At 52.1% G+C, this 23,944-nt stretch carries 21 protein-coding genes and 1 pseudogene; 17 read left to right on the top strand and 5 right to left on the bottom strand.

Going from position 1 to position 23,944, the window contains the following annotated elements; translation table 11 throughout:
• Positions 1 to 49 precede the first annotated feature (49 nt).
• Positions 50 to 1,372 (bottom strand): murein transglycosylase A, encoded by a 1,323-nt coding sequence (locus HMPREF2572_RS01360; protein ID WP_070495714.1) that lies wholly within the window; start codon positions 1,370 to 1,372, stop codon positions 50 to 52.
• Between the two features lie 140 nt (positions 1,373 to 1,512).
• Between HMPREF2572_RS01360 and HMPREF2572_RS14515 the strand changes: the two genes are divergently transcribed.
• Entirely contained in the window at positions 1,513 to 1,659 is a 147-nt protein-coding gene (locus HMPREF2572_RS14515; protein WP_168161768.1) for a hypothetical protein, read from the top strand.
• Positions 1,660 to 1,667: 8 nt separating this feature from the next.
• On the opposite strand, the gene HMPREF2572_RS01355 is transcribed toward HMPREF2572_RS14515, so the two are convergent.
• The gene (locus HMPREF2572_RS01355) at positions 1,668 to 2,465 is read right to left on the bottom strand and encodes a DsbC family protein (RefSeq protein WP_070495712.1); all 798 of its coding nucleotides are present in this window, start codon (positions 2,463 to 2,465) and stop codon (positions 1,668 to 1,670) included.
• 138 nt (positions 2,466 to 2,603) lie between these two features.
• Here HMPREF2572_RS01355 and HMPREF2572_RS01350 point away from each other — a divergent pair, with 138 nt between their 5' ends.
• The 3 genes from HMPREF2572_RS01350 (at position 2,604) to HMPREF2572_RS01340 (ending at position 6,925) form a co-directional block, all read left to right on the top strand.
• Positions 2,604 to 4,772 (top strand): primosomal protein N', encoded by a 2,169-nt coding sequence (locus HMPREF2572_RS01350; RefSeq protein ID WP_070495710.1) that lies wholly within the window; start codon positions 2,604 to 2,606, stop codon positions 4,770 to 4,772.
• 255 nt (positions 4,773 to 5,027) lie between these two features.
• A complete protein-coding gene (gene gluQRS, locus HMPREF2572_RS01345; RefSeq protein WP_070495707.1) occupies positions 5,028 to 5,915 on the top strand; it encodes a tRNA glutamyl-Q(34) synthetase GluQRS in 888 nt (295 codons plus the stop codon).
• Between the two features lie 278 nt (positions 5,916 to 6,193).
• On the top strand, positions 6,194 to 6,925 hold the full coding sequence (locus HMPREF2572_RS01340; protein ID WP_049230915.1) for a LytR/AlgR family response regulator transcription factor: 732 nt from the start codon (positions 6,194 to 6,196) through the stop codon (positions 6,923 to 6,925).
• A 167-nt stretch (positions 6,926 to 7,092) separates the two neighbouring features.
• Here HMPREF2572_RS01340 and coaD read toward each other — a convergent pair whose 3' ends face one another.
• On the bottom strand, positions 7,093 to 7,623 hold the full coding sequence (gene coaD, locus HMPREF2572_RS01335) for a pantetheine-phosphate adenylyltransferase (protein ID WP_070495705.1): 531 nt from the start codon (positions 7,621 to 7,623) through the stop codon (positions 7,093 to 7,095).
• Between coaD and HMPREF2572_RS14715 the strand changes: the two genes are divergently transcribed.
• From HMPREF2572_RS14715 to HMPREF2572_RS01305, 7 genes are all read left to right on the top strand, one after another.
• Entirely contained in the window at positions 7,622 to 7,759 is a 138-nt protein-coding gene (locus HMPREF2572_RS14715) for a hypothetical protein (RefSeq protein ID WP_210385277.1), read from the top strand. The two genes, coaD and HMPREF2572_RS14715, sit on opposite strands and share 2 nt — an antisense overlap.
• Before the next feature lie 354 nt (positions 7,760 to 8,113).
• Positions 8,114 to 9,091, top strand: a complete 978-nt coding sequence (locus HMPREF2572_RS01330) for an ABC transporter substrate-binding protein (RefSeq protein WP_070495703.1) — start codon at positions 8,114 to 8,116, stop codon at positions 9,089 to 9,091.
• A gap of 315 nt (positions 9,092 to 9,406) precedes the next feature.
• The gene (locus tag HMPREF2572_RS01325; protein ID WP_070495702.1) at positions 9,407 to 10,345 is read left to right on the top strand and encodes a hypothetical protein; all 939 of its coding nucleotides are present in this window, start codon (positions 9,407 to 9,409) and stop codon (positions 10,343 to 10,345) included.
• 172 nt (positions 10,346 to 10,517) lie between these two features.
• Entirely contained in the window at positions 10,518 to 11,315 is a 798-nt protein-coding gene (locus HMPREF2572_RS01320) for an ABC transporter permease (RefSeq protein WP_049225023.1), read from the top strand.
• Positions 11,315 to 12,007, top strand: coding sequence for an ATP-binding cassette domain-containing protein (locus tag HMPREF2572_RS01315; RefSeq protein ID WP_210385278.1), 693 nt, complete (start codon positions 11,315 to 11,317; stop codon positions 12,005 to 12,007). The genes HMPREF2572_RS01320 and HMPREF2572_RS01315 overlap by 1 nt, the downstream gene beginning before the upstream one ends.
• Before the next feature lie 310 nt (positions 12,008 to 12,317).
• Positions 12,318 to 12,941, top strand: coding sequence for a CadD family cadmium resistance transporter (locus HMPREF2572_RS01310; RefSeq protein WP_003742964.1), 624 nt, complete (start codon positions 12,318 to 12,320; stop codon positions 12,939 to 12,941).
• Positions 12,942 to 13,236: 295 nt separating this feature from the next.
• Positions 13,237 to 14,334 carry an NnrS family protein gene (locus HMPREF2572_RS01305; protein WP_070495697.1) on the top strand — a complete coding sequence of 366 codons (1,098 nt, stop codon included), beginning with the start codon at positions 13,237 to 13,239 and terminating at the stop codon, positions 14,332 to 14,334.
• Between the two features lie 113 nt (positions 14,335 to 14,447).
• Here the strand turns inward: HMPREF2572_RS01305 and HMPREF2572_RS01300 are convergent.
• Positions 14,448 to 14,732: pseudogene (locus HMPREF2572_RS01300) on the bottom strand (RNA degradosome polyphosphate kinase); the annotation flags it as partial.
• A gap of 251 nt (positions 14,733 to 14,983) precedes the next feature.
• Here HMPREF2572_RS01300 and HMPREF2572_RS01295 point away from each other — a divergent pair.
• Positions 14,984 to 15,622, top strand: a complete 639-nt coding sequence (locus HMPREF2572_RS01295; RefSeq protein ID WP_246827730.1) for a hypothetical protein — start codon at positions 14,984 to 14,986, stop codon at positions 15,620 to 15,622.
• 150 nt (positions 15,623 to 15,772) lie between these two features.
• On the opposite strand, the gene ppk1 is transcribed toward HMPREF2572_RS01295, so the two are convergent.
• Positions 15,773 to 17,830 carry a polyphosphate kinase 1 gene (ppk1, locus tag HMPREF2572_RS01290; protein ID WP_070495691.1) on the bottom strand — a complete coding sequence of 686 codons (2,058 nt, stop codon included), beginning with the start codon at positions 17,828 to 17,830 and terminating at the stop codon, positions 15,773 to 15,775.
• 553 nt (positions 17,831 to 18,383) lie between these two features.
• On the opposite strand from ppk1, the gene HMPREF2572_RS01285 reads away from it, so the two are divergent.
• From HMPREF2572_RS01285 to HMPREF2572_RS01265, 5 genes are all read left to right on the top strand, one after another.
• A complete protein-coding gene (locus HMPREF2572_RS01285) occupies positions 18,384 to 19,358 on the top strand; it encodes an ABC transporter permease (protein WP_070495689.1) in 975 nt (324 codons plus the stop codon).
• Positions 19,348 to 20,346 (top strand): iron chelate uptake ABC transporter family permease subunit, encoded by a 999-nt coding sequence (locus HMPREF2572_RS01280; protein ID WP_083294110.1) that lies wholly within the window; start codon positions 19,348 to 19,350, stop codon positions 20,344 to 20,346. The genes HMPREF2572_RS01285 and HMPREF2572_RS01280 overlap by 11 nt, the downstream gene beginning before the upstream one ends.
• Before the next feature lie 155 nt (positions 20,347 to 20,501).
• Positions 20,502 to 22,367 (top strand): acyltransferase family protein, encoded by a 1,866-nt coding sequence (locus HMPREF2572_RS01275; RefSeq protein ID WP_070495685.1) that lies wholly within the window; start codon positions 20,502 to 20,504, stop codon positions 22,365 to 22,367.
• 58 nt (positions 22,368 to 22,425) lie between these two features.
• The gene (locus tag HMPREF2572_RS01270) at positions 22,426 to 23,049 is read left to right on the top strand and encodes an FmdE family protein (RefSeq protein WP_003758361.1); all 624 of its coding nucleotides are present in this window, start codon (positions 22,426 to 22,428) and stop codon (positions 23,047 to 23,049) included.
• A 72-nt stretch (positions 23,050 to 23,121) separates the two neighbouring features.
• On the top strand, positions 23,122 to 23,880 hold the full coding sequence (locus HMPREF2572_RS01265) for an iron ABC transporter ATP-binding protein (protein WP_070495682.1): 759 nt from the start codon (positions 23,122 to 23,124) through the stop codon (positions 23,878 to 23,880).
• Positions 23,881 to 23,944 lie beyond the last annotated feature (64 nt).

Genomic DNA, 23,944 nt, shown 5'->3' with positions numbered 1-23,944 from the left:
GTCGTCTGAAAACTGGTTTTCAGACGACCTTTTGACTTTTTAGCTGATTTTAAGGCTGATAGCTGGGTTTCATGCCGTTGGGCAGGAGTAGCCAGACGTAGCCTGTGGTTTTCATTTTGCCGGCGACTTCGCCTGCTTCGTCGCCGTAGCCCCAGAAGTAGTCCACGCGGACGGCGCCTTTGATGGCGCTGCCTGTGTCTTGCGCCATGATGAGGCGGTTTAGGGCTTTTTTGGTGGTCGGATGGGCGGTGGCGACAAACAACGGCGCGCCTAAGGTGATGTAGTGGCGGTCGATTGCGCCTGCGTATTCACCCAAGAGCGGTGTACCCAATGCGCCGACCGGTCCGGCTTCGCTGCTGCCGGTCAGCTCGCGGAAGAAGACGTAGCTGGGGTTTTGTCCCAAGACTTCGGCGAGGCGACCGGGGTTTTGCTTCATGTAGGCTTTGATGCCCTGCATGCTGGTTTGTGCGAGGGGGAGGTAGCCTTTGTCCGCCATGTAGCGTCCGATGGAGACGTAGGGATGTTCGTTTTTGTCGGCGAATCCGACGCGGATGTATTTGCCGGATGGGGTTTTCAGACGACCTGAACCTTGGATGTGCATGAAGAAGAGTTCGACGGGGTCTTCTGCGTAACCGAGGATGGGGGCTTTACCGTTGAGCGCGCCGCCGTTGATTTGGTTGCGGGTGTAATAAGGAACGAAGCGGCTGCCTTCAAATCTGCCTTTGAGGGCGGTGCTGCGGGCGGTAATGGGAAACTGGGACAGGTCGGCGGTGTGTGTGCCGCTGTTGTCGATGACGCCGCTGTTGGCACCGGTTTGGCGGATGCGGACGGTGGCTTTGCTGCCTCTCAAATTGGCGGACAGTGGGACGGAAACGAAGTCGTTGGGGATGCCGTAGATGGGGAAACGGGCTTTGCTTGTGGCTTTGTCATCGCCGAGCAGGACGGGTTCGTAGTAGCCGGTGATGGTGCCGGCGGGGTTGCCGTTGTTGCTGACTTGCCAAGGGGTGAAATAGCGTTCGAAGAAATGTTTGGCTTGGAAATGGTGGAGGGGCGTCTGCATGGCTTGGGCGCAGACATCTTGCCAGCCTGTGCGGTTTTTCAGTTTCTCGCAGCCTAAGCGGAAGGATTGGAGGCTTTTGACGAAGTGTTGGGTGCTCCAGTGCGGCAGTTCTTGGTGGGACACGACGGTGTAGGTCGCGCCGCCGCCGCTGACGGTGGTGCCTGCGGGGTCGGGCGTGCCGGTGGGGCGGTCGGGGCCTTTGACGGTGGTGGTGTCGACTTCGGGGAGGTTTTTGATGCGTTTGCTCGGGCAGGCGGAGAGGACGGCTGCGGCGATGGTGAGGAGTGTGATGCGGTATAGGTGTTTTTTCATAATGCTGTCTTAAAGGTCGTCTGAAATCTGCCGCCGGATAGGGTGAAACGTATCAAGCGGCTGCGCCGACTTGCTTGTGATGCAAGGCGGACGATTTGCTAAGGGTTTGATGATGCACTCAGAAAATCGGTTCGCACTGGATGAACAGATTTGCAGACGGGATATTTGGTCCGTTTATTCAAGAGCTTGGGATTTTAACACAGTTTGCCCGCCTGCTTCGGCGGTATGAAAAAGGTCGTCTGAAAACCTTGTATATCGGTTTTCAGACGACCTTTGCCGTATCTTGAAGCCAATCTTATTTCTGATTGTCTTCGATGATTTTTTTGAGGTGCGGCATGGGGCTGTATCCGCTTTGGCTGCGGCCGTTCGGGAAAACGAGGGTAGGTGTGCCGTTGAAGCCGAATTGTTCGCCCAAAGAGGTGGTTTCGGCAACGGGATTTTCGCAATTGGCTTTACCGCTCGGGAATTGGCCTTTGCGCATCCAGTTGATCCAAGCTTGGGTCGGATTAGGCTGACACCACAGGATTTCGGCTTTGCGCGCGGCATCTGGGTGCAGGCTTGGAATCGGCATCATGAAGGTGTAGATCGTGATGTCGGTCATTTTTTCAAACTCGTGTTCCAAGCGTTTGCAGTACGGGCAGTCAGGGTCGGAGAAGACGGCGACTTTCAGGCTGCCGTTGCCGCGCACTTCTTTGATAGCTTTGTCCAAAGGCAGGGTGGCGAAGTCGATTTTGTTCAAATCGGCGGCGCGTTCGTCGGTCAGGCTTTTGCGTGTGTTGACGTCGATGAGGTCGCCGACGAACATATAGTCGCCCTTGGCATCGGTGTAAATGATTTGTTTGCCGCTGACAACGACTTCATAAATGCCTTGAATAGGGGTTTCGCTGACGCTGATGACTTTCAGGCCTTGAGATTCGTAAATTTTTTCGAGGCGGGCTTTCAAGGCTTCGCCGACTTTGCCTTGTGCGGGAGTGGCGGGCTTGGCGGCGGCAGAAGAGGGCGCAGCATTTGCTTGTGAAACGGGTGTTTGCCCGCACGCAGTCAGAGTGATCAGAGCGATGGGGGCTAAGATTTTGATTAATTTGGTTTTCATTTTTAAGTATAGGCGTGTGTCAAGAAAACCGCATTGTATCAAACCTTTGTCATGCCTGCATTGTGTTGAGGCTCAATTTATCGTCTGAAAATAGCTTTCGGCTGTTAAAATACGCAAAAAAATGATTTGCCTGCCTGTATGATCTACCACCGCATCGCCGTAAACGTGCCGCTTTCAGACGGCCTTTTGACTTATTCCCATTCCGAGCCGCTGCCGCAGGGCGCGCGGGTGCTTGTGCCTTTCCGCAACAAGACCGTGGTCGGGATTGTGTGGGAAACGGATATTGCGCCCGATATGGATGCGGCGCGGATTTTGGGCGTTCAGACGATCTTTTCGGATGGGCCGCCGCTGCCTGAAAGCTGGCGTGATTTGCTCTCGTTTACGTCGCGTTATTACCACTATCCGACGGGGCAGGCGGTGTTTGCCGCGCTGCCGCAGGGTTTGAAGGAAACGCGCGCGGTGGAAATGCCGCAGCCGCCGTTGTTTTACGCGCTGAACGAAGCGGGTAGGGCGCAAACGCCGCCGCCGGCAAGGTTCAACAAAAAAGCGGCTTTGTGGGACGCGCTGCTGTCGGGCGGAATGACGATGGCGGCGTTGAAGCAGGTGAACGTGCAGGCGGCAAAATTAATCGAGGATTGGGCGGAACAGGGCTGGATTGAAACTGCGGAAGCGGCAAAGCCTGTATTGAGGCCGTCTGAATTTTTGTTGAATGCCGACCAGCAGAAGGCTTCCGATGAAATTCAGACGACCTTCGGCAGCTTCCAGCCGTTTCTGCTGTACGGCATTACCGGCAGCGGTAAGACCGAAGTGTATTTCGATGCGATGGCGAAAGTGTTGGCGCAGGGGCGGCAGGTGTTGTTTTTGTTGCCCGAAATCAACCTCACGCCGCAGCTTTTGAAGCGGGTGGAAGACCGTTTTGCCGACGTGCCGACCGCCGTGTTGCACAGCCAGATGGCGGCAGGCAGGCGCACGCAGGATTATTTGCGCGCGATGTTGGGGCAGGCGAAATTGGTCATCGGCACGCGGCTGGCGGTGTTCACGCCTTTGCCTGATGTCGGGTTGATTGTAGTCGATGAGGAACACGACGGCTCGTTCAAACAGGACAACGAATTGCGCTACCATGCCCGCGATTTGGCGGTGTGGCGTGCGAAGCAGAGCGGCTGCCCTGTCGTGTTGGGCAGCGCCACGCCCAGCTTGGAGAGTTGGCACAAGGCGCAAAGCGGCGCGTACCGCCTGCTGCAACTGACCGAACGCGCCCACACCGCCGCGCAACTGCCGCAAGTGGACATCCTCAACGTAGGTCGTCTGAAACTCGACAACGGCTTCTCGCCGCAAGCCTTGCAGCTTTTGAAACAGAACTTTGAAGCGGGCGGCATGTCGCTGGTGTACCTCAACCGGCGCGGTTTTGCGCCCGCGCTGTTTTGCGGCGACTGCGGCCATACCTTCGGCTGCCCGAACTGCTCCGCCAAAATGGTGCTGCACCAACGCGCCCGCCAACTGCGCTGCCACCACTGCGACCACCGCGAACCCATCCCGTTCAAATGCCCCGACTGCGGCAACCAAGACCTGACCGCCGTCGGCCACGGCACGCAGCGCGTCGAAGAAACCCTGCGCGCCTTCCTGCCCAAGGCCGCCGTCGTCCGCGTCGACAGGGACAGCACCGCGCACAAAAACGACTGGGCGGATTTGTACCGCTGCATCGCCGACAACGAAATCGACATTCTGGTCGGCACGCAGATGCTCGCCAAAGGCCATGATTTCGCGCGGCTCAACCTCGTTATCGTATTGAACGCCGACGGCAGTCTGTACAGCGCGGACTTTCGCGCGCCGGAAAGGCTGTTTGCCGAGCTGATGCAAGTGTCCGGCAGGGCGGGGCGCGCCGACAAACCCGGCAAGGTGCTGATACAGACCCAACTGCCCGAACATCCCGTCTTCGCCGCCGTCAAAGCGCAGGACTACGCCGTGTTTGCCGAAAACGAATTGAACGAGCGGCAAATGTTTTCCATGCCGCCCTTTGGTTTTCAGACCGCCGTCCGCGCCGACGCGCCGCGCGTTGCCGATGCGATGGAATTTCTCAACGCCGCCAAAGAAACCCTTGCCCCGCTTTTGCCCGAAAGCGTCTCCCAGTTTGGCGCCGCCCCCATGCTGATGGTGCGCCTCGCCGAACGCGAACGCGCACAAATCTTCCTCGAATCAACATCCCGACAAGATTTGCACCGCGCCGTGAGTTTGTGGGTGCAGGTGTTGCAGCAAAACCGCGACGGCAAAATCCGATGGTCGGTGGATGTGGACGCGCAGGAAGCGTAAGCGGAATAGGGAAGGGGTCGTCTGAAAAAGCGGAAGAGGCATTTTCAGACGACCTTATTTGTTTAAAACGTCTTTCTGGTTTGTGAAACGCGGTAAGGCCGGGATGGGCAGGGTTGCGCCTGCATTGAAAAACATTTGAGCCTTCACAAAAGCCCTACGATAAAATACGCGGCATGAAAGTCTGATGCTGCGCCGCTGTTTGCAGTTCAGGCTTTGCCGACATATCGCCCATTTTGAGTTCCATACGGAGTTTGCATGTATATAGGACGCTTCGCCCCCAGCCCTACGGGTTTGCTGCACATAGGCTCGCTGCTGACCGCTTTGGCTTCTTATGCCGATGCGCGCGCCAACGGCGGCAAGTGGCTGGTGCGTATGGAAGACTTGGATCCGCCCAGGGAAATGGCGGGAGCCGCCGCGCATATTTTGCGCACATTGGAAGCGTTCGGCTTTGAATGGGATGGCGAAGTCGCCTACCAAAGCCGACGGAACGGGCTGTATCAAGAGGCATTGGGTCGTCTGAAAAGTGAGGGACTGGTATATCCTTGTTATTGCAGCCGTAAAGACTGGCAGGCGGCGGCAACGGCAGGGGCGGACGGATTTGTGTATAACGGGCGTTGCCGCGTTCCGGCGCAAAGGCCTGAAGCGAATGGGAAAACGCCTGCTTGGCGGATTGCCGTTCCCGACAGGATAATCGGTTTTCAGGATGAAATTGTCGGCTATTACGCCCAAAATCTGGCACACGATATCGGCGATTTTGTCCTGCTGCGGGCAGACGGTTTTTGGGCGTATCAGCTTGCCGTAGTCGCGGACGATGCCGAACAAGGAATCACGCATATCGTGCGCGGGCAGGATTTGCTGGTGTCCACGCCGCGTCAGATTTATTTGCAGCAATGTCTCGGCGCAAACACGCCGCATTACGCGCACCTGCCTTTGCTGGTCAATTCGCAGGGGCAGAAATGGTCCAAGCAAACGCTTGCTCCCGCTTTGGATTTGAACCGGCGCGAAGCGCTTTTGCGGCAAGTGATGCGTTATCTCAATCTTCCCGATGCGCCCGAGGTTGACCGCCCCGAAGAATTGTTGGCGTGGGCGGTTTTACATTGGGATATACGGGCGATACCGATTAATGACATAGTCACGGAGTAAATTTGTAAATTTGCAACAAATTACTTGAGGTATTACTTAAATTTTTTAATTTTTGTAAGTAATCGCTTGTTTTTTGGATAAAGTTAACAGAATTAAGGTATATTCCTAAACACCTCAAGACCACTTTCATTTCAGATGAATGTTTGGCCTGTCTGCCAAAACGGCAGAAAGAGGCAACCGTATGAGAAAAATGTTTCAACATACCGAAAACACGCGGGAACGTTGTGTATTGATTTAAAATTCACATTCGTATTTAAAATAACAAAGAAAAAAAGATTATGTTAAGTGCCATTATTGTTGAAGACGAAGTGCTGGCAGCAGAGCGCTTAAGGGTCTTACTCGAAGAGTGCAACGTCGTCTTGCTCAATGTATTCCACCATGCCCAGCCGGCATTGGATTGGTTGAGCATACACGAAGCAGATGTCGTATTTGCCGATATCGGCCTGCCTGAAATCAATGGTTTGGAGTTTGTCGAACGCATCAAACGCGGTGCCAAACGCCAGCCCGAAATTATTTTCACCACCGCCTATGAAGAACACGCCCTGCGTGCCTTTGAATTGGCTGCCGCCGACTACCTGCTCAAGCCCATCAGAATGACCCGCCTGCAAGCGGCGCTTGACCGCGTTGGCGAAAAATACCGCGAAAAAGCAGACGATTTCACCCATTTCACCGTCTTCAGCCGTGATCTGATGATTGAAATCCCGTGGCAGCAGGCGCGTTATTTATTGGCAGAACACAAAACCGTATTCCTGATTACCGGCGACGGGCAGCGATACGAATTGCCCAAAACGCTGGTTTCTTGGGAAGAGTTGCTCGGAGACAAAGTGATCCGTATCCACCGCAACGCCATCGTGTTCCGACACACCTTAGACTGCCTTATCCGCTTGGATGAAGAGGAAGACGAGAGCAATGCCATTTGGGGCGCGAAGGTTTTAGACGTACCTAAACCGCTTCCCGTCAGCCGCCGCCAATTGGCGACCCTGCGCAAAATTCTGAAAAAACAAATCTGATGGCGGATTTGCCCCATCATCAACAAAACCCTGCCTTTTGGCAGGGCTTTTGTTTTTCAGACGACCCCTTGTCGTGAACCGACCTGACAGTCGTAACAAGGCAGCAGAGTAGCGGATGGATAAGATTAGGATAAGGCGGGGCAACACGTTATCCCGTTTTCCGAACCTTATCGTGATGCGCCGTCATTCGCCGTTTTATCATGATCCCGCACGATTTTGTCGTACACGGCCTCGGGCAGGTAGCGGCGTATCATGTCGCGCCAGCCGTCGGGACCGACCAAGCCTTTGACCATAGTGGAAGACACTTCGGCGATTTCGCGCGGCGGCATCAGGAAGACTGTTGAGATTTCAGGCGCGAGGTCGCTATTGATATAGCGCATCGAGCGTTCGTATTCATAGTCGGCGGCAGAACGGATACCGCGAACAATAAAGCCCGCGCCGATTTCGCGCGCGTAGCGGACCAAGAAGCGGTTTTCAAATACGCAGACACGGACATTGGGAAAGTTGCCCGTAATCGCTTCAAGCATGGCGCGGCGCTCGTCTATGGTATAGGTGTTGCGTTTTTCAGGGTTGATACCGATGGCGACGACGAGTTCGTCAAAAAGAGCCTGCGCTTCTTTTATCATCCAAAGATGGCCGAGCGTCGGCGGGTCAAAGCTGCCTGCGTAAACAGCGCGGCGCGGGGGAATCGTTTTCATGGAAAATAGAATGAGTGATGGCAGCCGTCAGCATAGCGGTCGGGGGCGTGAATGTCAAAAAGGTCGTCTGAAATACAAAATCAGTCCGCATTTGGGCGAAACCGGGTTTTCAGACGATCCATTCATTAAAACATGATTGATATGCAATAAAACGTAGGAAGATTTGCTTCAGGCGGTTTAAAGAAATAATGTGGCGACACAGGATTAGCCCTCCTTTACTTCAAAATCCTTTAATAGCATAATAAATAGAAATTATTATCAAAATTTATCCGTATTAGGCAAATGGGCGAAAGTGCATTTTTATAGTGGATTAAATTTAAATCAGGACAAGGCAATGAAGCCGCAGATAGTACAGATAGTACGGAACCGATTCACTTGGTGCTTTAAGCACCTTAGAGAATCGTTCTCTTTGAGCTAAGGCGAGGCAACGCTGTACCGGTTTAAAGTTAATCCACTATATTTCAGACGGATTCGATATGGAGATTGGAAAATGGAACTGAAAAGACGTGATTTCTTAAGAATGACCGCCGCGCTGGCCGCGGCAGGGGTTTCGCCTTCGCTGTTGGCGGCAGGGAAAGAGCAGTTTACCGTGTACGGCGCGCCGGCGATGCCCAGCGTAACCATTGCCGTAGCGGCATTGCAGGGTAAGCTGGCGAAGCAGGCGGATGTGTCGCTGAAAATCTGGCGTTCGCCCGACCAACTTCGCGCAGGCGTGGCGAGCGGGCAATTTAAAGTCATGATGAGTCCGAGCAATGTCGGCGTGAACCTGCGCAACCAAGGGCAGAAAGTCGGCATGGTGAATATTTTGACTAACGGCATCACGCAGTTGGTTTGCAAAGGCAGCGCGATTGCCTCGCCGCAGGATTTGGTCGGCAAAAAAATCCTTGTGCCGTTTAAAAACGACATGCCCGACATCGTGCTGCAAGCCTTGTTGAAAAAACTGAAAATCGACACGCACAAAGTCGGCATCACTTACACCGCCACGCCGCCCGAAGCGGTGGGGCTGTTTTTGAGTAAGGACTACCACGCTGCTATCCTGCCCGAACCGATGGCGAGCGCGGGTATGCTCAAAGGCAAAACCATGGGCGTGAACGTCATGCGCGGCTTTGATTTGGTAAAAGCATGGGGACAAGCATTTGACACCAAACCGCTGATTCCGATGGCGGGCATCATCGCCAACGAAGAATATTTCCACGCGCACAAGGCGCAGTTTGACATCTTCCATCAGGATTTGAAAAACGCGCTCAACTGGATACTCGCCAACCGCCAAAGCGCGGCGAAAATCGGTAAAAACTACCTCCCCGCCCCCGAACCCGCCCTAGTCATGGGCTTGGACGGCGCGCGGCTGACGGTAACCAAAGGCAGCGAAGTGAAGAACGAGATTTTGAAGTTTTACGAAATCCTGATGCAGTTCAACCCTAAACTTCTGGGCGGTAAGCTGCCGGATAACGGGTTCTTCTTGGCTTAAAGGGAGGAGAGGTCGTCTGAAAAGGGTGGGGTAGTTGTGAATACCTGATTTATCATTTTTCAGACGACCTATCAGATAATAGTTAGAACAGAACACAAAGAGCCGTCATTCCCGCGCAGGCGGGAATCCAGTCTCTGATATTGCAGGAATGTTTTAAAATTGCAGCAACGTCAAACTTCTGGATTCCCGCCTACGCGGGAATGACGGCAGGTGGTTAGCCATTTGGGCTTGACGGAGAAGCCAGTATCTACATTTGCTATAAAAGAATGGGTATGTTTAGGGATTGTTTGATTTAATAAATATTGGAGAACATATATGTCTAAATATGAAATAAAAAGTAATTTATCTGAAAAACAAATTGAAGCAGATGTGGCAGGTTATTTTGGGTGGTGTTCTCAGGGTATGCCTTTTAGACTTTTAGATACTGATGAATTAGAAACGGGTGCAGACAAAGAATATCACCCCAAATATGGTGGAGTAATCTACATACAATTTAAGAAATCCGGAGGGTTAGAGCCCATTTCTAAAGTCCCATCATCGAGAAGAAAAAATAGGAGCAAAAAAGAAGATATAAGAGAATTTAGGGATAAAAACAATTTGAATGATGACCCTACTTTATATTTTAGATTAAGAGATAAAGCAAAAACAGCAATTGATTTTCAACATAATATTTTAAAAAAACACCATTGCCCTCCTAATTCATATGCTATTTATGTTGCTCCATTGGTTTTAAATAAAACAGCATATTATCAATCACTATTTAATAGTTGTTCTGATAGGTATCTATCAGATCCATTTTATTGGCGATTAAATGATAAATACAGTTTTCAATCAATAAGACATATTCCATTTTTGAAAAACCATGTATCAATAGTTCCGCATGAAAAAGTTGATGACTCTAATCATTATTATGCATATTCTCAAGCAGGAACACATATAAGTTGGCATTCCCCATCTATATTGGAGTATGAACCAAGAAGGTTATCTGATTTTATATACAATTTATTTGAAGATAAAAAGCGTGAAGAAGGTTATACAATTCAACAAATTGTTAATAATATAATTGAAATTGCTAAAAATTATCAAGTTGAATTACCTTTTAGGGATTTTCCTTTTAGAGATTTTCCTCTTAGGGATTTTCCTTTTAATGAATATGAAGGAGAACCGATTTTACTTATTAAAAAATATGGCGAGTGGCTTAAATTTAATTACAATATAAAGCAATTTTTAATTGTTCGAAATCAAAACTATTAACCACAGACATATATCAATAAAACACCGAAATTCCAAACCAAGGTCGTCTGAAAAACAATATTTGGGAAAACCAAACCGTTTTGTTGGTTTACGGTGTTCCATCTAACCCAATCAACCATTTTTCAGACGACCTATCATCCCCAAACCATCCCCACCAACCAACACTCAAACCATGATTAAAACCGACAAAATCCGCAAACCGCAGCCTGCGGTGTTTTACATCATCGACTACCTTTGGAGCGGCTTTGCCGGTTTGAGCGTGGCGATGATGGTAGTGGCGTTGTGGGCGTGGGGCAGTGCCGTGTTCGGTGAGTTTATGCTGCCTGCGCCGGTGGAGGTGTTTCAAAAGTCTTTGGATTTATTAAAACATTTTCAGGAAAACGAAATCGGGATTTCGCTGTGGCGGTCGGTGGTGGGTATTTCGGTCGCGCTGGCGGCGGGATTGGCGGCGGGGCTGGTGGCGGGCAGTTTTAAGACGGCGATGGCGTTGCTTAAGCCTGTGATTACGGTTTTGTTGGCGATGCCGCCGATTATTTGGGTGGTGATGGCGTTGTTTTGGTTCGGTTTCGGCAATCCGAGCGTGTTGTTTACCATCATTGTGTTGGTTGCACCGCTGACGTTTGCGAGTGCGGCGGTCGGGATGGCGAGCGTGAACAAGCAGCATGAGGAGTTGTTTGACGCTTATAAATTAGGCCGTCTGAAAAAAATCCGTTATCTGTATATCCCGCATCTGACGGGCTATGTGATTTCCAGCATCGGCGTGGCGGTGGCGATGGGGGTGAAGGTGGTAATTATGGCGGAACTCTTGGGCGCGAGCGAAGGCGTGGGCGCGCGGATTGCGGACGCGAGGGCGATGCTGGAGACTTCGACGGTGATGGCTTATGTGGTGTTGGTTATCGTGTTTGTGTCGCTGTTTGAATACCTGATTACCAAGCCTTTGGAAATTTTGTTTATGCCGTGGAGGAGATGATGCTCTGTCTTGAAAACGTGCGTTTTGAAATTCTCCGCGACCCCATCGTGCGCGATTTTAGTTTGAACCTGCAACATGGCGAAGTGAAGGCCTTGTTCGGGCCGAGCGGCTGCGGCAAGACGACGGTTTTGCGGCTGATTGCGGGCTTGGAAACGCCGAAATCGGGCACGATACGCAATACTTTCCGCAAAACGGGCTTTCTGTTTCAGGAAAACCGCCTGCCGGAAAACCTGACCGCGATGCAGAATATCGCGATTTTTATGGACAAACCCGATGAAGGCGAAATCATCGCGCTGGCGGCAAAAGTCGGGCTGACTGCGGGCGATTTGAACAAATATCCGACCGAGTTGTCCGGCGGCATGGCGAAACGGGTGGCGTTTTTGCGCCTGCTGCTATGCGGCTGCGACCTTGCCTTGCTGGACGAGCCGTTTGTCGGTTTGGACCGCGATTTGCGCGATATTTTGGTCGCCATGTTGGTGGAAAAAATCGAGCGGCAGGGCATGGCGTGTATGCTGGTAACGCACGACCGCTTCGAAGCCGCACGCCTGAGCCATGAAATCATGCTGCTTTCCATTAAGGGTATGAACGTGCAAAACGTGATTACCCTGCCCACGCCGCTGTCCGAACGCGATTCGGCTTTTGAAGAAGCCGTGGTGGCAAGGGAGTTTCAGGGGATTCGTTATTATGAGTGATACGGGCATTTGAGTATCTGACGAACCTTGCGGTTCGTTGCCCTCTCCCTAACCCTCTCCCACGGGGAGAGGGTAACAGGTTGCTGAAAATCAGAGAGTGCAGGATTGGGAATCAGATGTCAGGTAAACCTGAAAATGTTAGGGTTTGGCAGCCCGATTCCCTCTCCCCGTGGGAGAGGGCTAGGGAGAGGGCAAGCAAGCCGCACGCTTGCCTCTTTAGCGAAAGATACGAATCTGTTATCCGAACGCGATTCGGTTTTTGAAAAAGCCGTGGTGCCAAGGGGGCAGGGGATTCATTATGAGGTGCTTTATGTTTTCGACTGTGATTACTGCTGCTGTTTTATATATTGCTACAGCAGTAGATTTGTTGGTAATACTATTAGTATTTTTTGCTAGAGCAAATACTAGAAAAGAATATCGAGATATTTATATCGGACAATATTTAGGTTCTGTAATTTTAATATTAGTTAGTTTATTTCTAGCTTTTGTTTTGAATTATGTTCCGGAAAAATGGGTGTTGGGTTTATTAGGTTTAATACCGATTTACTTAGGTATTAAAGTTGCTATTTACGACGATTGTGAGGGCGAAAAAAGAGCTAAAAAAGAATTGGATGAAAAAGGGTTGTCAAAATTAGTCGGTATTGTTGCTTTGGTTACAGTTGCTAGTTGTGGTGCAGATAATATTGGACTTTTTGTTCCTTACTTTGTGACTTTAGATCTTGTCGACTTATTAGTTACTCTTCTTGTATTTTTAATATTGATTTTTGTTTTAGTATATACAGCACAAAGATTGGCTAATATTTCAGGTGTTGGTGAAATTGTAGAGAAGTTTAGTCGTTGGATAATGGCTGTTATTTATATTGGTTTAGGGTTATTTATTATTATTGAAAATCATACAATTCAAACAATAATATCAATAATATCAATAATATGAATGATACGGGCATTTGAGTATCTAACAAACCTTGCGGTTCGTTACCCTCTCCCTAACCCTCTCCCACGGGGAGAGGGAATCAAGTTGCTGAAAATCAAAGAGTGCAGGATTGGGAATTAGATGGCAGGTAAACCTGAAAATGTTCAGGCTCGACAGCCCAATTCCCTCTCCCCGTGGGAGAAGGCTAGGGAGAGGGCAAGCAAGCCGCAGGCTTGCCTCTTTGGCAAAAGATACGGCCCTGTCCGCCCAATAAATCCGTATCCGAAAGCATCTTCATGCAGAATTAAGCCAAGCCATGAATAAATTTTTCACCCACCCCATGCGGCCGTTTTTTGTCGGCGCGGCGGTGCTTGCCATACTCGGCGCGTTGGTGTTTTTCATCAGCCCCGGCGCCATCGTCCTGCACCGCCAAATCTTCTTGGAACTCATGCTGCCTGCGGCATACGGCGGTTTTCTGACTGCCGCCATGCTCGAATGGACGGGCTATAAAGGTCGTCTGAAACCCGTTGCCACCGTCTTGGCGGCGCTGTTGCTCGCTGCATCCGTCCTGCTGCCGTTTGCGCCGCAAACCGCTTCGTTTTTCGTTGCCGCCTATTGGCTGGTGTTGCTGCTGTTCTGCGCTTGGCTGATTTGGCTCGACCGCAATACTGACAACTTCGCCTTGTTGATGTTGCTTGCCGCGTTCACCGTTTTTCAGACAGCCTATGCCGTTAGCGGCGATTTGAACCTGTTGCGCGCGCAAGTGCATCTGAACATGGCGGCGGTCATGTTCGTATCCGTGCGCGTCAGCGTCCTTTTGGGCGCGGAAGCCCTTAAAGAATGCCGTCTGAAAGACCCCGTATTCATCCCCAACGTCGTCTATAAAAACATCGCCATCACCTTCCTGCTGCTGCACGCCGCCGCCGAACTTTGGCTGCCCGCGCAAACCGCCGGTTTTACCGCGCTCGCCGTCGGCTTCATCCTGCTCGCCAAGCTGCGCGAACTGCACCATCACGAACTCTTGCGCAAACACTACGTCCGCACCTATTACCTGCTCCAACTCTTTGCCGCCGCAGGCTATCTGTGGACAGGCGCGGCGAAACTGCAAAACATGTCCGCCTCCGCCCCCCTGCACCTGATTACCCTCGGCGGCATGATGGGCGGCGTGATGATGGTGTGGCTGACCGCCGGACTGTGGCACAGCGGCTTTACCAAACTCGACTACCCGAAACTCTGCCGCATCTCCGTCCCCATCCTCTTCGCCGCCGCCGTCTCGCGCGCTGTTTTAATGAACGTGAATCCGATATTCTTCATCACCGTCCCCGCGATTCTGACCACCGCCGTGTTCGTGCTTTATCTGTTGACGTTCGTACCAATTTTTCGGGCGAATGCGTTTACGGACGATCCGGAGTGAGCGTTTTCGTTTCATTCCCTATTCAATCGCAAGCCCTGTGTCGCCTTAAGTCAAAAGCTCGTCTGAAAATTTTCAATACGGATTTTCAGACGACCTTTTGTGTTGCTTAAGCGTTAACGCCCGTACATTTCCCACAAGCTTTCTTGCAGGCTGAAGGCGGGTTCGCCGTTTTCGGGTTGGGCGCGGATGTAGCTGCCGTCGGGCTGCATCAGCCAGGCGCGGGTGTTGTCTTGCAGCGCCATTTCGATGCCTTCGTGGATGACGCGGGCTTTGAGTTCGGGCGTGGTGATGGGGGTGGCGACTTCGATGCGGCGGAAGAAGTTGCGCCCCATCCAGTCTGCGCTGGAGATGAAGGTGTCGTCCGCGCCGTTGTTGTAGAAGCAGTACACGCGCGAGTAACCGTAGGTTGGGTTGCTAAACCCAACAAAATCGTAGGACCGCCTGAAATGTTGGGTCATGACCCAACCTACAAGCCACAAGAATGTTTTAAAATCGCAGCAATACCAAACCTCTGGATTTCCGCCTGTGTCGGAGTGATAGTGATGGGTTGGGTATACTAGCCTGAGAAGGTGCCAGTATTTATGTTTGATAAGATATAGAACGAATAATATGGGAGCGATTATGGAATTTTGCCGATGGAGCAATGTTTATGTTCATTAAAAAATTTCTTTTTACATGTTTTATTGCCATCGCTTTTGCCGGTGCCAATGCTTGTACCCGCACTATTAACGAGGGTTGTGAGAAGACTATTCAATTTACAATGGATGATAATATTACCGTTTCCAATGTGATACATTGGGAAATTATGCCTGGAAAATATGTTCTAAATTTTAGACATTATCAGGCATCAGACTCAGAAGGGACGGTTAATCGTTTGACTGAAGAACAGCTCATTAATGCCATTAAGTATTCCATTGAAGAAATCGATAAAAATAAATTGTATGCAATACAGTTAAACTGGAGCAGCAGCGAGACATCGCGGAAGTCGGTTGAGAAAGCGCTGAAGGAAAATACTTTGTTGGGCGGCAGGTATTCGGCATTCGATAAAAAGATACAAAAGATTACAACGAAATCTTTTGTTCAAAGCCCGTTCATACAGAAGTTGTGCATGCAGATTGATAATCTGAAGATGAGCTGTAATTTCAAATCATATTTCTTGGAACCTATTTTATTTAAGACGGGGGAGTATAGCTCCGGAAAAACGATTCGCTCAGATGAAAATGCAAATATCGACTGGATTGGTTTAGCTTCATATGAACTGTGGTTTGGTATTCCTATCAATCGGTAAGCAAGCCAATCTTTCGGGCGAATGCGTTTACGGACGATCCGGAGTGAGCGTTTCTGTTTCATCCCGTCAGTCAATGGCAAGCCCTGTATCGCCTTAAGTCAAAAGGTCGTCTGAAAACTAATTTCAGACGACCTTTTGTGTTGCCGCGCTTTATCTGCCGTACATTTCCCACAAGCTTTCTTGCAGGCTGAAGGCGGGTTCGCCGTTTTCGGGTTGGGCGCGGATGTAGCTGCCGTCGGGCTGCATCAGCCAGGCGCGGGTGTTGTCTTGAAGCGCCATTTCGATGCCTTCATGGATGACGCGGGCTTTGAGTTCGGGCGTGGTAATCGGGGTGGCGACTTCGATGCGGCGGAAGAAGTTGCGCCCCATCCAGTCTGCGCTGGAGATGAAGGTGTCGTCCGCGCCGTTGTTGTGGAAGCAGTACACGCGCGAGTGTTCGAGCTGTCTGCCGATAATGGAGCGGACGCGGATGTTTTCGGACAGGCCTTTGACACCGGGGCGCAGGGTACACATGCCGCGTACGATGAGGTCGATTTGCACGCCTGCGCTGCTGGCGCGGTAGAGGGCGTCGATAACGCTTGGCTCAATCAGCGAATTCATTTTGGCGCGGATGCGGGCGGGCTTGCCTGCTTTGGCGTGTTGGATTTCGCGCTCGATGCGGTCGATGACCATTTTGTGCAGGGTAAACGGGCTTTGGTAGAGTTTGTTCAGACGACCCGGTTTGCCCAAGCCTGTGATTTCCATAAAGAGGGTGTTCACATCGGCGGTGATTTGGTCGTCGGCGGTGATGATGCCGAAGTCGGTGTAAATACGCGAGGTGCCTTGGTGGTAGTTGCCGGTACCGAGGTGGGCATAGCGTTTGAGCGCACCATTTTCGCGACGGATGACGAGTGCCATTTTGGCGTGGATTTTGTAGCCGAATACGCCGTAAACGACGTGTGCGCCTGCGTTTTCAAGCTGTTGCGCCCAGTTGACGTTGTTGGCTTCGTCGAAACGCGCCATGAGTTCGACGACGACGGTTACTTGTTTGCCGGCAAGGGCGGCTTTCATGAGGGCGCGGACGAGTTCGGAATTGCTGCCGGTGCGGTAAATGGTCATTTTGACGGCGAGGACGGCGGGGTCGGCGGCGGCTTCGCGTATCATGTGGACGACGGGGTCGAAGGACTGATACGGATGGTGCAGCAGGATGGGCGATTGTTTCGCCAGTTTGAAAATCGATCCGTTTTTGCGCAGTGCTTTCAGACGACCTGCTCCGCGTGCAGGAAACTTGAGGTCGGGACGGTCAACCAAATCGGGAACGGCATTAAGGCGCACGAGGTTGACCGGGCCTTTGACTTGGTAAAGCTCGGCGGGGGTGAGTTTGAACTGGGCGAGCAGGAAGTTATGGATGTGGGGCGGGCAGGTATCGGCGACTTCGAGGCGCACGCCGTCGCCGTATTCGCGGTCGTGCAATTCGTTTTGAATGGCGGCGCGCAGGTTTTTGAGGTCTTCTTCATCGACGGTTAGGTCGCTGTCGCGGGTGAGGCGGAACTGGTGGCAGCCTTTGACCGTCATGCCGGGGAAGAGTTTGCCGACGTGGGCGTGCAGGATGGAGGAGAGGAAAACGAAGCCGCTGCCGCCTTCACACAACTCGGCAGGCAGGGGAACGACGCGCGGCAGGATGCGCGGGGCTTGCACAATCGCCATGCCGGAGGGGCGGCCGAATGCGTCCGTACCTTCCAATTCGACGGCGAAATTGAGGGATTTGTTCAAGGGCCGCGGGAAGGGATGCGACGGATCCAGCCCGATGGGGGTGAGGATGGGCAGCAGTTCGGCATCGAAATACTGCTCGATCCATTTCTGCTGCCCGGGCGTCCAATTGCGGCGGCGGTAGAAATGGATGCCTTGTTTGCCCAGTTCGGGCTGCAAGACTTCGTTGAACAGGCGATATTGTTCCTGTATCAATGCTTGTGCCTCGGCGGAGACGGCAGCGATGGTCTCAGACGGCGTGGTGCCGTTGTCCAAACGCTCGTGCGGATTCATTTTTTGCGCACGTTTGAGCCACGCCATGCGTACCTCGAAAAATTCGTCGAGGTTGGAAGACACGATGCATAAAAACCGCAAACGTTCCAAAAGCGGCACGTTTTCATCCTGCGCCTGCGCCAAAACGCGGCGATTGAAAGCGAGCAGGCTCAGTTCGCGGCAAAGGATGCGGTTTTGTTCGGGCATGGTGTTCTCCTGAAGCGGGTTGGGCGGATAGTTAATTTGGGAGTATAGCGCGTTTCGGACGGGTGGGGCAGTAGTGCGGGATGGGCGGATGGCTGATAGGGCGGGAGGTCGTCTGAAAAGGTAGATTCACCATAAAAACAAACGCATTTACAAAAGCAGGGCTAAGATGAAAAACCATAAAAATAGTCGTCTAAAAATGAATGTGCGAGTTTGCTTTATTGTTTCAGACGACCTTTCTATCAGAGGAAGATTCGCGGGCAAAGCCCACGCTACGGGTTTGTTGCGGTTGGGTTTAAACCGCTTCAAAATAATATAAGGTCGTCTGAAAAGGCAGATAGGGCGTTTCTGTATGAAGCAGTCTTTTCAGACGAGGTGCATAATAATGGTTATTATTCGTATAAATATTGTTTATTTTTATGGTAAATGGTATCGTTAGCGCGGTTTTTAAAATCAAACCGGTTTGCGTTTGCCCAAGCCGATTACCTTCGTTTTCAGACGACCTTTTTATCGCCTTTATGGCGTTTGTTTTTCCATCTGAATTATTTTTTCCCTTATGTCCGTCAAACCTTTATCTTTAAATTTAATCAACTGCTTTGTGCTGGTGGTGCTGTTTGTCGTCAGCCTGTCGGTGGGCGTCGGCGATTTCCGCTGGGCGGATGTGTTTCGCTGGACTTTGTCTGATAGCACGGAACTGATGCTGGTCAGCCGCCTGCCGCGCACGTTTGCGATTGTGCTGGCTGGAGCATCGATGGCGGTGGCGGGGATGATTATGCAGATTTTGATGCGCAACCGTTTTGTCGAGCCGTCTATGGTGGGCGCAAGCCAGAGTGCGGCGTTGGGCATGTTGGTGATGAGGTTGATGTTTTCGACCGCCGACATGAGGGTAAATATGGCATTTTCTGCCGTGGCGGCGTTGGCGGGGATGCTGGTGTTTATGATGCTGATACGCCGTTTGCCGCCGACAGCGCAGTTGATGGTGCCGCTGGTGGGGATTATTTTCGGTGGTGTTATCGAGGCGGTGACGACGTTTATCGCGTATGAGTTTGAGATGATGCAGTTGTTGAGCGTGTGGCAGCAGGGCGATTTTTCGGGCGTACTGTTGGGACGTTACGAATTGCTTTGGTTGACGGGCGGCTTGGCGTTGGTGGCGTATTTGATTGCCGACCAACTGACGATTTTGGGCTTGGGCGAGACGGTGAGCGTGAATTTGGGTCTGAACCGGACGGCGGTGTTGTGGGTAGGTTTGGTGATTGTCGCGCTGATTACGTCGCTGGTGTTGGTAACGGTCGGCAATATTCCGTTTATCGGGCTGGTCGTGCCGAACATCATCAGCCGCCTGATGGGCGACAAGCTGCGCCAAAGCCTGCCTGCGGTAGCTTTGCTCGGCGCATCGCTGGTGCTTTTGTGCGATATTTTGGGACGCGTGATTGTGTTCCCGTTTGAGATTCCGGTTTCAACCGTGTTCGGTGTGTTGGGTACGGTGTTGTTCTTGTGGATTTTGTTGAGGAAGCCTGCCCATGTCGTCTGAAAACAAGCGTAGTGCGCTTCGCTCAAACAAGGTTGCGTTTATGCAGGGCTCTTCCCGTCCGCTGTGGGTGGCGTTCGTCTTGCTGTTGGTTTGTTGCACCTTGTTCCTGACTTTGAACATACAAGGCGATTGGGATTTTGTGTTGCAACTGCGGCTGACCAAACTGGCGGCTTTGCTGTTGGTGGCGTATGCGGTCGGGGTTTCGACCCAGCTTTTCCAAACGCTGACGAACAATCCGATTCTTACGCCTTCGATTTTGGGCTTCGATTCGCTTTATGTGTTTTTGCAAACGCTTTTGCTGTTTGCCTTGGGCGGGGTGGGCTATACGTCGCTGCCGCTGACGGGCAAGTTCGGTTTTGAGCTGGTGATGATGATGGGCGGCTCGCTGCTTTTGTTTTACACGCTCATCCGGCAGGGCGGGCGCGATTTGTCGCGCATGATTTTGATTGGCGTGATTTTCGGGATTTTGTTCCGCAGCCTCTCTTCGCTGCTGACGCGCATGATTGATCCGGAGGAATTTACGGCGGCGCAGGCGAATATGTTTGCAAACTTCAATACGGTTCACAGCGAGCTTTTGGGCGTAGGCGCGCTGATTCTGCTGGCGAGTGTGGTGGCGGTTTGGCGCGAACGGCACCGTCTGGATGTCCATCTTTTGGGGCGCGACCAAACGATTAACTTGGGCATAAACTACACGCGCAATACTTTGTGGCTGCTGCTTTGGATTGCCGCACTGGTGGCGACGGCGACGGCGGTGGTCGGGCCGGTCAGCTTCTTCGGTCTGCTGGCTGCCGCGCTTGCCAATCATTTCGCCCCGAGTGTGCGTCATAGCGTGCGGCTGCCGATGACGGTGTGTGTTGGCGGTATTTTGTTGGTCGGCGGGCAAACCGTGTTCGAACACCTGCTCGGCATGAAGGCGGTGTTGAGCGTGGTGGTTGAATTTGCCGGCGGGCTGGTGTTTTTATATTTGGTGTTGAAACGCAAGCGATAGGTCGTCTGAAAACTTTTCCAGCCTGAATTCGAATGGCGTAAACCACTATTTCCAAACGGTATATTTCGTTTTGTGCGCCCTTAGATTTGACGGCGTGAATGAAACTAAATATCGAGTTCTTACTCATAATAGGCATCACTATCAAGGTGCGTACTATGAGTAAAGTGTTGAAATACCGTCCTGATTTGGACGGGATACGGGCATTGGCCGTTTTATCTGTCATCGTATTTCATATCGATCCCCAATGGCTGCCGGGTGGTTTTTTGGGCGTGGATATGTTTTTCGTGTTGTCGGGCTATTTGATTACGACCATTATCAGCCGCGAGATTCACGACGGCAGCTTTTCGTTTCTCGAGTTTTACAAACGCCGCGCCAAACGCATCTTGCCGGTCTTTGCCTGCGTATTGCTTTGCACGACGGTCGTTGCTGCCGTCTTCTTCTTGTCTTTCGATTTGCGCCAATACGTCAAATCCGCTGTCTTTGCCTTGCTGTTTGCCGCCAATCTGTTTTTTGCGCGCCGCGGCGGTTATTTTGATGCGGATGCGACGGAAAAGCCGTTGCAGCACATTTGGTCGCTGTCGTTGGAAGAACAGTTTTACTTTATTTTCCCCGCGTTGCTGATTCTGTTTTTCCGTATCAGCAAGCGGCGCAATGTGCGGACGTTTATCCTTTTGCTGATTGTCATCAGCCTGTTTTCCGCGCTGTTGCCGACGCTGGGTATGGAAGCGTATTTCCTGCCGCATGTGCGCGCTTATGAGTTGTTGGTCGGTTCGCTTTTTGCCTTTATTCCGCCCGCCGAACAAAACGACAAAGCCAGTACGCCGCTGTTCGGATGGCTGATGATGGCGGTCATCGCCGTGACGCTGGTGCTGCCTTACGGCGTCCTGCCCGGTGCGGGAAACATCGAACGGCTGCTTTGCTGTACGGCGGTCGGCGGTTTGATTTATTCGGGCAAATCATTGCAGATGCAGGAAGGTTTCAATACGTCCAAACTGTTGAGCCTCAAGCCGGTTGTGTTTGTCGGTCTGATTTCGTATTCGCTGTATTTGTGGCACTGGGTGGTGTTGGCGATGATGCGTTACATTTATATGGACGCGCAGCTTCCGCTTACCGCATCGGCACTGGCTGTCATCATCATGCTGCTGTTGTCGGTGTTGTCTTATTATTTTGTGGAAACACCGGCGCGGAAGGTAAAGAATTTTACGACGGCGAAATTCAAATGGAGCATGGCGGCTTATTTCGCGCTGCTGATTCCCGCGGCAGCCTACCTGATGACCGCCAAACCCGCCGCGTTTGAAAGCAGTTTGTACAAGGCTGATGAAAGCAAAATTTGCGCGGACACGCTGACCAAAACCGATTGCGCCGTCGGCGCGGCAAACCAAAAACCTGAAGTTTTGGTCATCGGCGACTCACATGCCGCCCATTTAAGCCCGTTCCTCGACATTGTCGGCAAAAAAGAAGGCTGGTCGGCAGACGTCATCACGTCCAACAGCTGCGCCACCGCGTTCGGATTTACCCTGCCCGACAGCGACCGCCGCGCCGATCGCTGCAATCCGTATAACAGGTTTATCGAACAAAAAACCAAAGACTATCCTGTCATCATCATTTCGCAACGCTGGTTCCTCCATACCGCCAAACCGGAATTTTTGGAACGGTTCAACACAATGCTGGAGGATTTGGTGAAGGCGGGCAAAAAAGTGTACGTTTTGGCCGATACGCCTATGGACGGGCAGTTGCCGTTGCGGCGTTATTACCTGAGACAAAAGCTCGGCATCGACATCCATTATGTTTCAGAGGATAAAAAGGCAGAAATCCGCGATTCCGCCAAGTCGGAAGACGAAGTTGAAAAAATCGTGAAGCAGCACCGCGGCGTGCAGTGGGTGGACTTTATGCAGTACATCCCCGCGGATAAACTCATAGACGGGCTGCCGGTGTACTTCGATACCAACCACCTCAACCCGTTCGGTTCAAGTAAAATTGCCGAAATGTTTATCAACGATAAACGCACCCTGTTGAAATAAGCACAAAGGTCGTCTGAAAACAGATTCAGACGACCTCTTTAAAGCAAAAGGATACCGTATGACTCAAGAACACTTCCCCGAATTTTTCGAGCAAGCCCCGACGCTGACCGTCCAAGACGCGCTCGCCGAATTTCTCGGCGCGGCAGAGGAGGGCATCATGCAGTATCGCTACGCCGATGCCGTCCGCCTGTGCGGACACTCCTGTCCCACCGTCGCAGGCGCGTACCTCATGACGCTTAAAGGCTTGAAAGCACTTTACGGCAGCGACCTGCCGCAGCGCGGCGGAATCGAAGCCGCCATGCAGGGCGCGCGTGACGAAGGCACGGTCGGCGTTACCGCATCCGTCGTCCAACTCTTAACCGGCGCCGCTCCCGAAACCGGCTTCGGCGGCGTCGGCCCGCAAGGACGCTTTGCCCGCCGCAACCTGTTGAGTTTCGATGCCGACATCGAAGGCACGCTGACCCTGCGCCGTAAAGACAACGGCAAAACCGTCGCCGTCAGCCTCAACGCCGCCATGCAGCCCTTCGCCCCCGAAATGCGCGACATCATGCCCAAAGCCGTCAGCGGCACCGCCACCGCAGAAGAACTCAAACGCTTCGGCGAACTCTGGCAGGCGCGTGTCAAAGCCTTCTTGATTGATTTGGCAGACAACCCCCAATTTGTCATCGTTCGCGAAATCTGAAGCCTATCCTTTTCAGACGACCTCTAGTGTTCAGAGGTCGTCTGAAAAATAAATCCACACATCAAACCCATCATGATTACCATCCGCAACGTCAGCTTCCACATCGGCGGCAACCCCATCCTCAACAACGTCAGCCTAGACATCCCCGAAGGCGGCATTACCGCGCTCATCGGCCCCAACGGTGCAGGCAAATCCACGCTCCTCTCCTTCATGGCGCGCCTCCGCCCGCTGGAGCAGGGCAGCATTAGCTACGCCGGCAAAGATGTTTCCACCACGCCTACCGCCGAGCTGGCAAAAACGCTCTCCATCCTGACCCAAGAAAACAGCGTCATGAGCCGCATTACCGTGCGCGACCTGCTCATGTTCGGGCGTTATCCCTACCACCAAGGCAGACCGACCCCCGTAGACCTCGCCATCGTCGAAAACGCACTTTCCGAGTTTAAACTGGACAGCTTCGCCCACCGCTACCTGACCGAACTCTCCGGCGGACAACGCCAACGCGCCATGATTGCCATGGTATTCTGCCAAAGCACCGATTACGTCCTCTTGGACGAACCGCTCAACAACCTCGACATGTACCACGCCCGCGCCCTCATGCAGCTGCTCCAACGGCTGACCCGCGAACACAAGCGCACCACCGTCGTCGTCCTGCACGACATCAACCAAGCCGCCGCCTACGCCGATCACGTCATCGCCATGAAAAACGGACAAGTCGCCATGACCGGCACGCCGAACGACATTTTTACCGCTGAAAATATTAAAGATTTGTTTGATATGGATGTGGACGTATTGGATTATCAAGGCAAGAAACTGGTCGTCCATCACGTTTGAGGTGCGGATGCGAAAAGGTCGTCTGAAAAGTTTGAACTGGCCCCCAAATCTTGGACACTCATAA

This window comes from Neisseria sp. HMSC064E01 (genome assembly GCF_001808875.1).
GTDB classification, from domain to species: domain Bacteria; phylum Pseudomonadota; class Gammaproteobacteria; order Burkholderiales; family Neisseriaceae; genus Neisseria; species Neisseria sicca_A.
Note: the sequence above shows the minus strand (reverse complement) of the source record. Positions and strands in the feature narration are given on the sequence as shown.

Coding starts and splice junctions, on each gene's coding strand:
- HMPREF2572_RS01270 (WP_003758361.1), top strand. CDS start 22,426: ATGACTCAAGAACACTTCCCCGAATTTTTCGAGCAAGCCCCGACGCTG.
- HMPREF2572_RS01350 (WP_070495710.1), top strand. CDS start 2,604: ATGATCTACCACCGCATCGCCGTAAACGTGCCGCTTTCAGACGGCCTT.
- HMPREF2572_RS01295 (WP_246827730.1), top strand. CDS start 14,984: ATGTTCATTAAAAAATTTCTTTTTACATGTTTTATTGCCATCGCTTTT.
- HMPREF2572_RS14515 (WP_168161768.1), top strand. CDS start 1,513: ATGAACAGATTTGCAGACGGGATATTTGGTCCGTTTATTCAAGAGCTT.
- HMPREF2572_RS01275 (WP_070495685.1), top strand. CDS start 20,502: ATGAGTAAAGTGTTGAAATACCGTCCTGATTTGGACGGGATACGGGCA.
- HMPREF2572_RS01320 (WP_049225023.1), top strand. CDS start 10,518: ATGATTAAAACCGACAAAATCCGCAAACCGCAGCCTGCGGTGTTTTAC.
- HMPREF2572_RS01305 (WP_070495697.1), top strand. CDS start 13,237: ATGAATAAATTTTTCACCCACCCCATGCGGCCGTTTTTTGTCGGCGCG.
- HMPREF2572_RS01340 (WP_049230915.1), top strand. CDS start 6,194: ATGTTAAGTGCCATTATTGTTGAAGACGAAGTGCTGGCAGCAGAGCGC.
- ppk1 (WP_070495691.1), bottom strand. CDS start 17,830: ATGCCCGAACAAAACCGCATCCTTTGCCGCGAACTGAGCCTGCTCGCT.
- HMPREF2572_RS01360 (WP_070495714.1), bottom strand. CDS start 1,372: ATGAAAAAACACCTATACCGCATCACACTCCTCACCATCGCCGCAGCC.
- HMPREF2572_RS01285 (WP_070495689.1), top strand. CDS start 18,384: ATGTCCGTCAAACCTTTATCTTTAAATTTAATCAACTGCTTTGTGCTG.
- HMPREF2572_RS01310 (WP_003742964.1), top strand. CDS start 12,318: ATGTTTTCGACTGTGATTACTGCTGCTGTTTTATATATTGCTACAGCA.
- HMPREF2572_RS01265 (WP_070495682.1), top strand. CDS start 23,122: ATGATTACCATCCGCAACGTCAGCTTCCACATCGGCGGCAACCCCATC.
- HMPREF2572_RS14715 (WP_210385277.1), top strand. CDS start 7,622: ATGGAAAATAGAATGAGTGATGGCAGCCGTCAGCATAGCGGTCGGGGG.
- coaD (WP_070495705.1), bottom strand. CDS start 7,623: ATGAAAACGATTCCCCCGCGCCGCGCTGTTTACGCAGGCAGCTTTGAC.
- gluQRS (WP_070495707.1), top strand. CDS start 5,028: ATGTATATAGGACGCTTCGCCCCCAGCCCTACGGGTTTGCTGCACATA.
- HMPREF2572_RS01315 (WP_210385278.1), top strand. CDS start 11,315: ATGCTCTGTCTTGAAAACGTGCGTTTTGAAATTCTCCGCGACCCCATC.
- HMPREF2572_RS01355 (WP_070495712.1), bottom strand. CDS start 2,465: ATGAAAACCAAATTAATCAAAATCTTAGCCCCCATCGCTCTGATCACT.
- HMPREF2572_RS01325 (WP_070495702.1), top strand. CDS start 9,407: ATGTCTAAATATGAAATAAAAAGTAATTTATCTGAAAAACAAATTGAA.
- HMPREF2572_RS01330 (WP_070495703.1), top strand. CDS start 8,114: ATGGAACTGAAAAGACGTGATTTCTTAAGAATGACCGCCGCGCTGGCC.
- HMPREF2572_RS01280 (WP_083294110.1), top strand. CDS start 19,348: ATGTCGTCTGAAAACAAGCGTAGTGCGCTTCGCTCAAACAAGGTTGCG.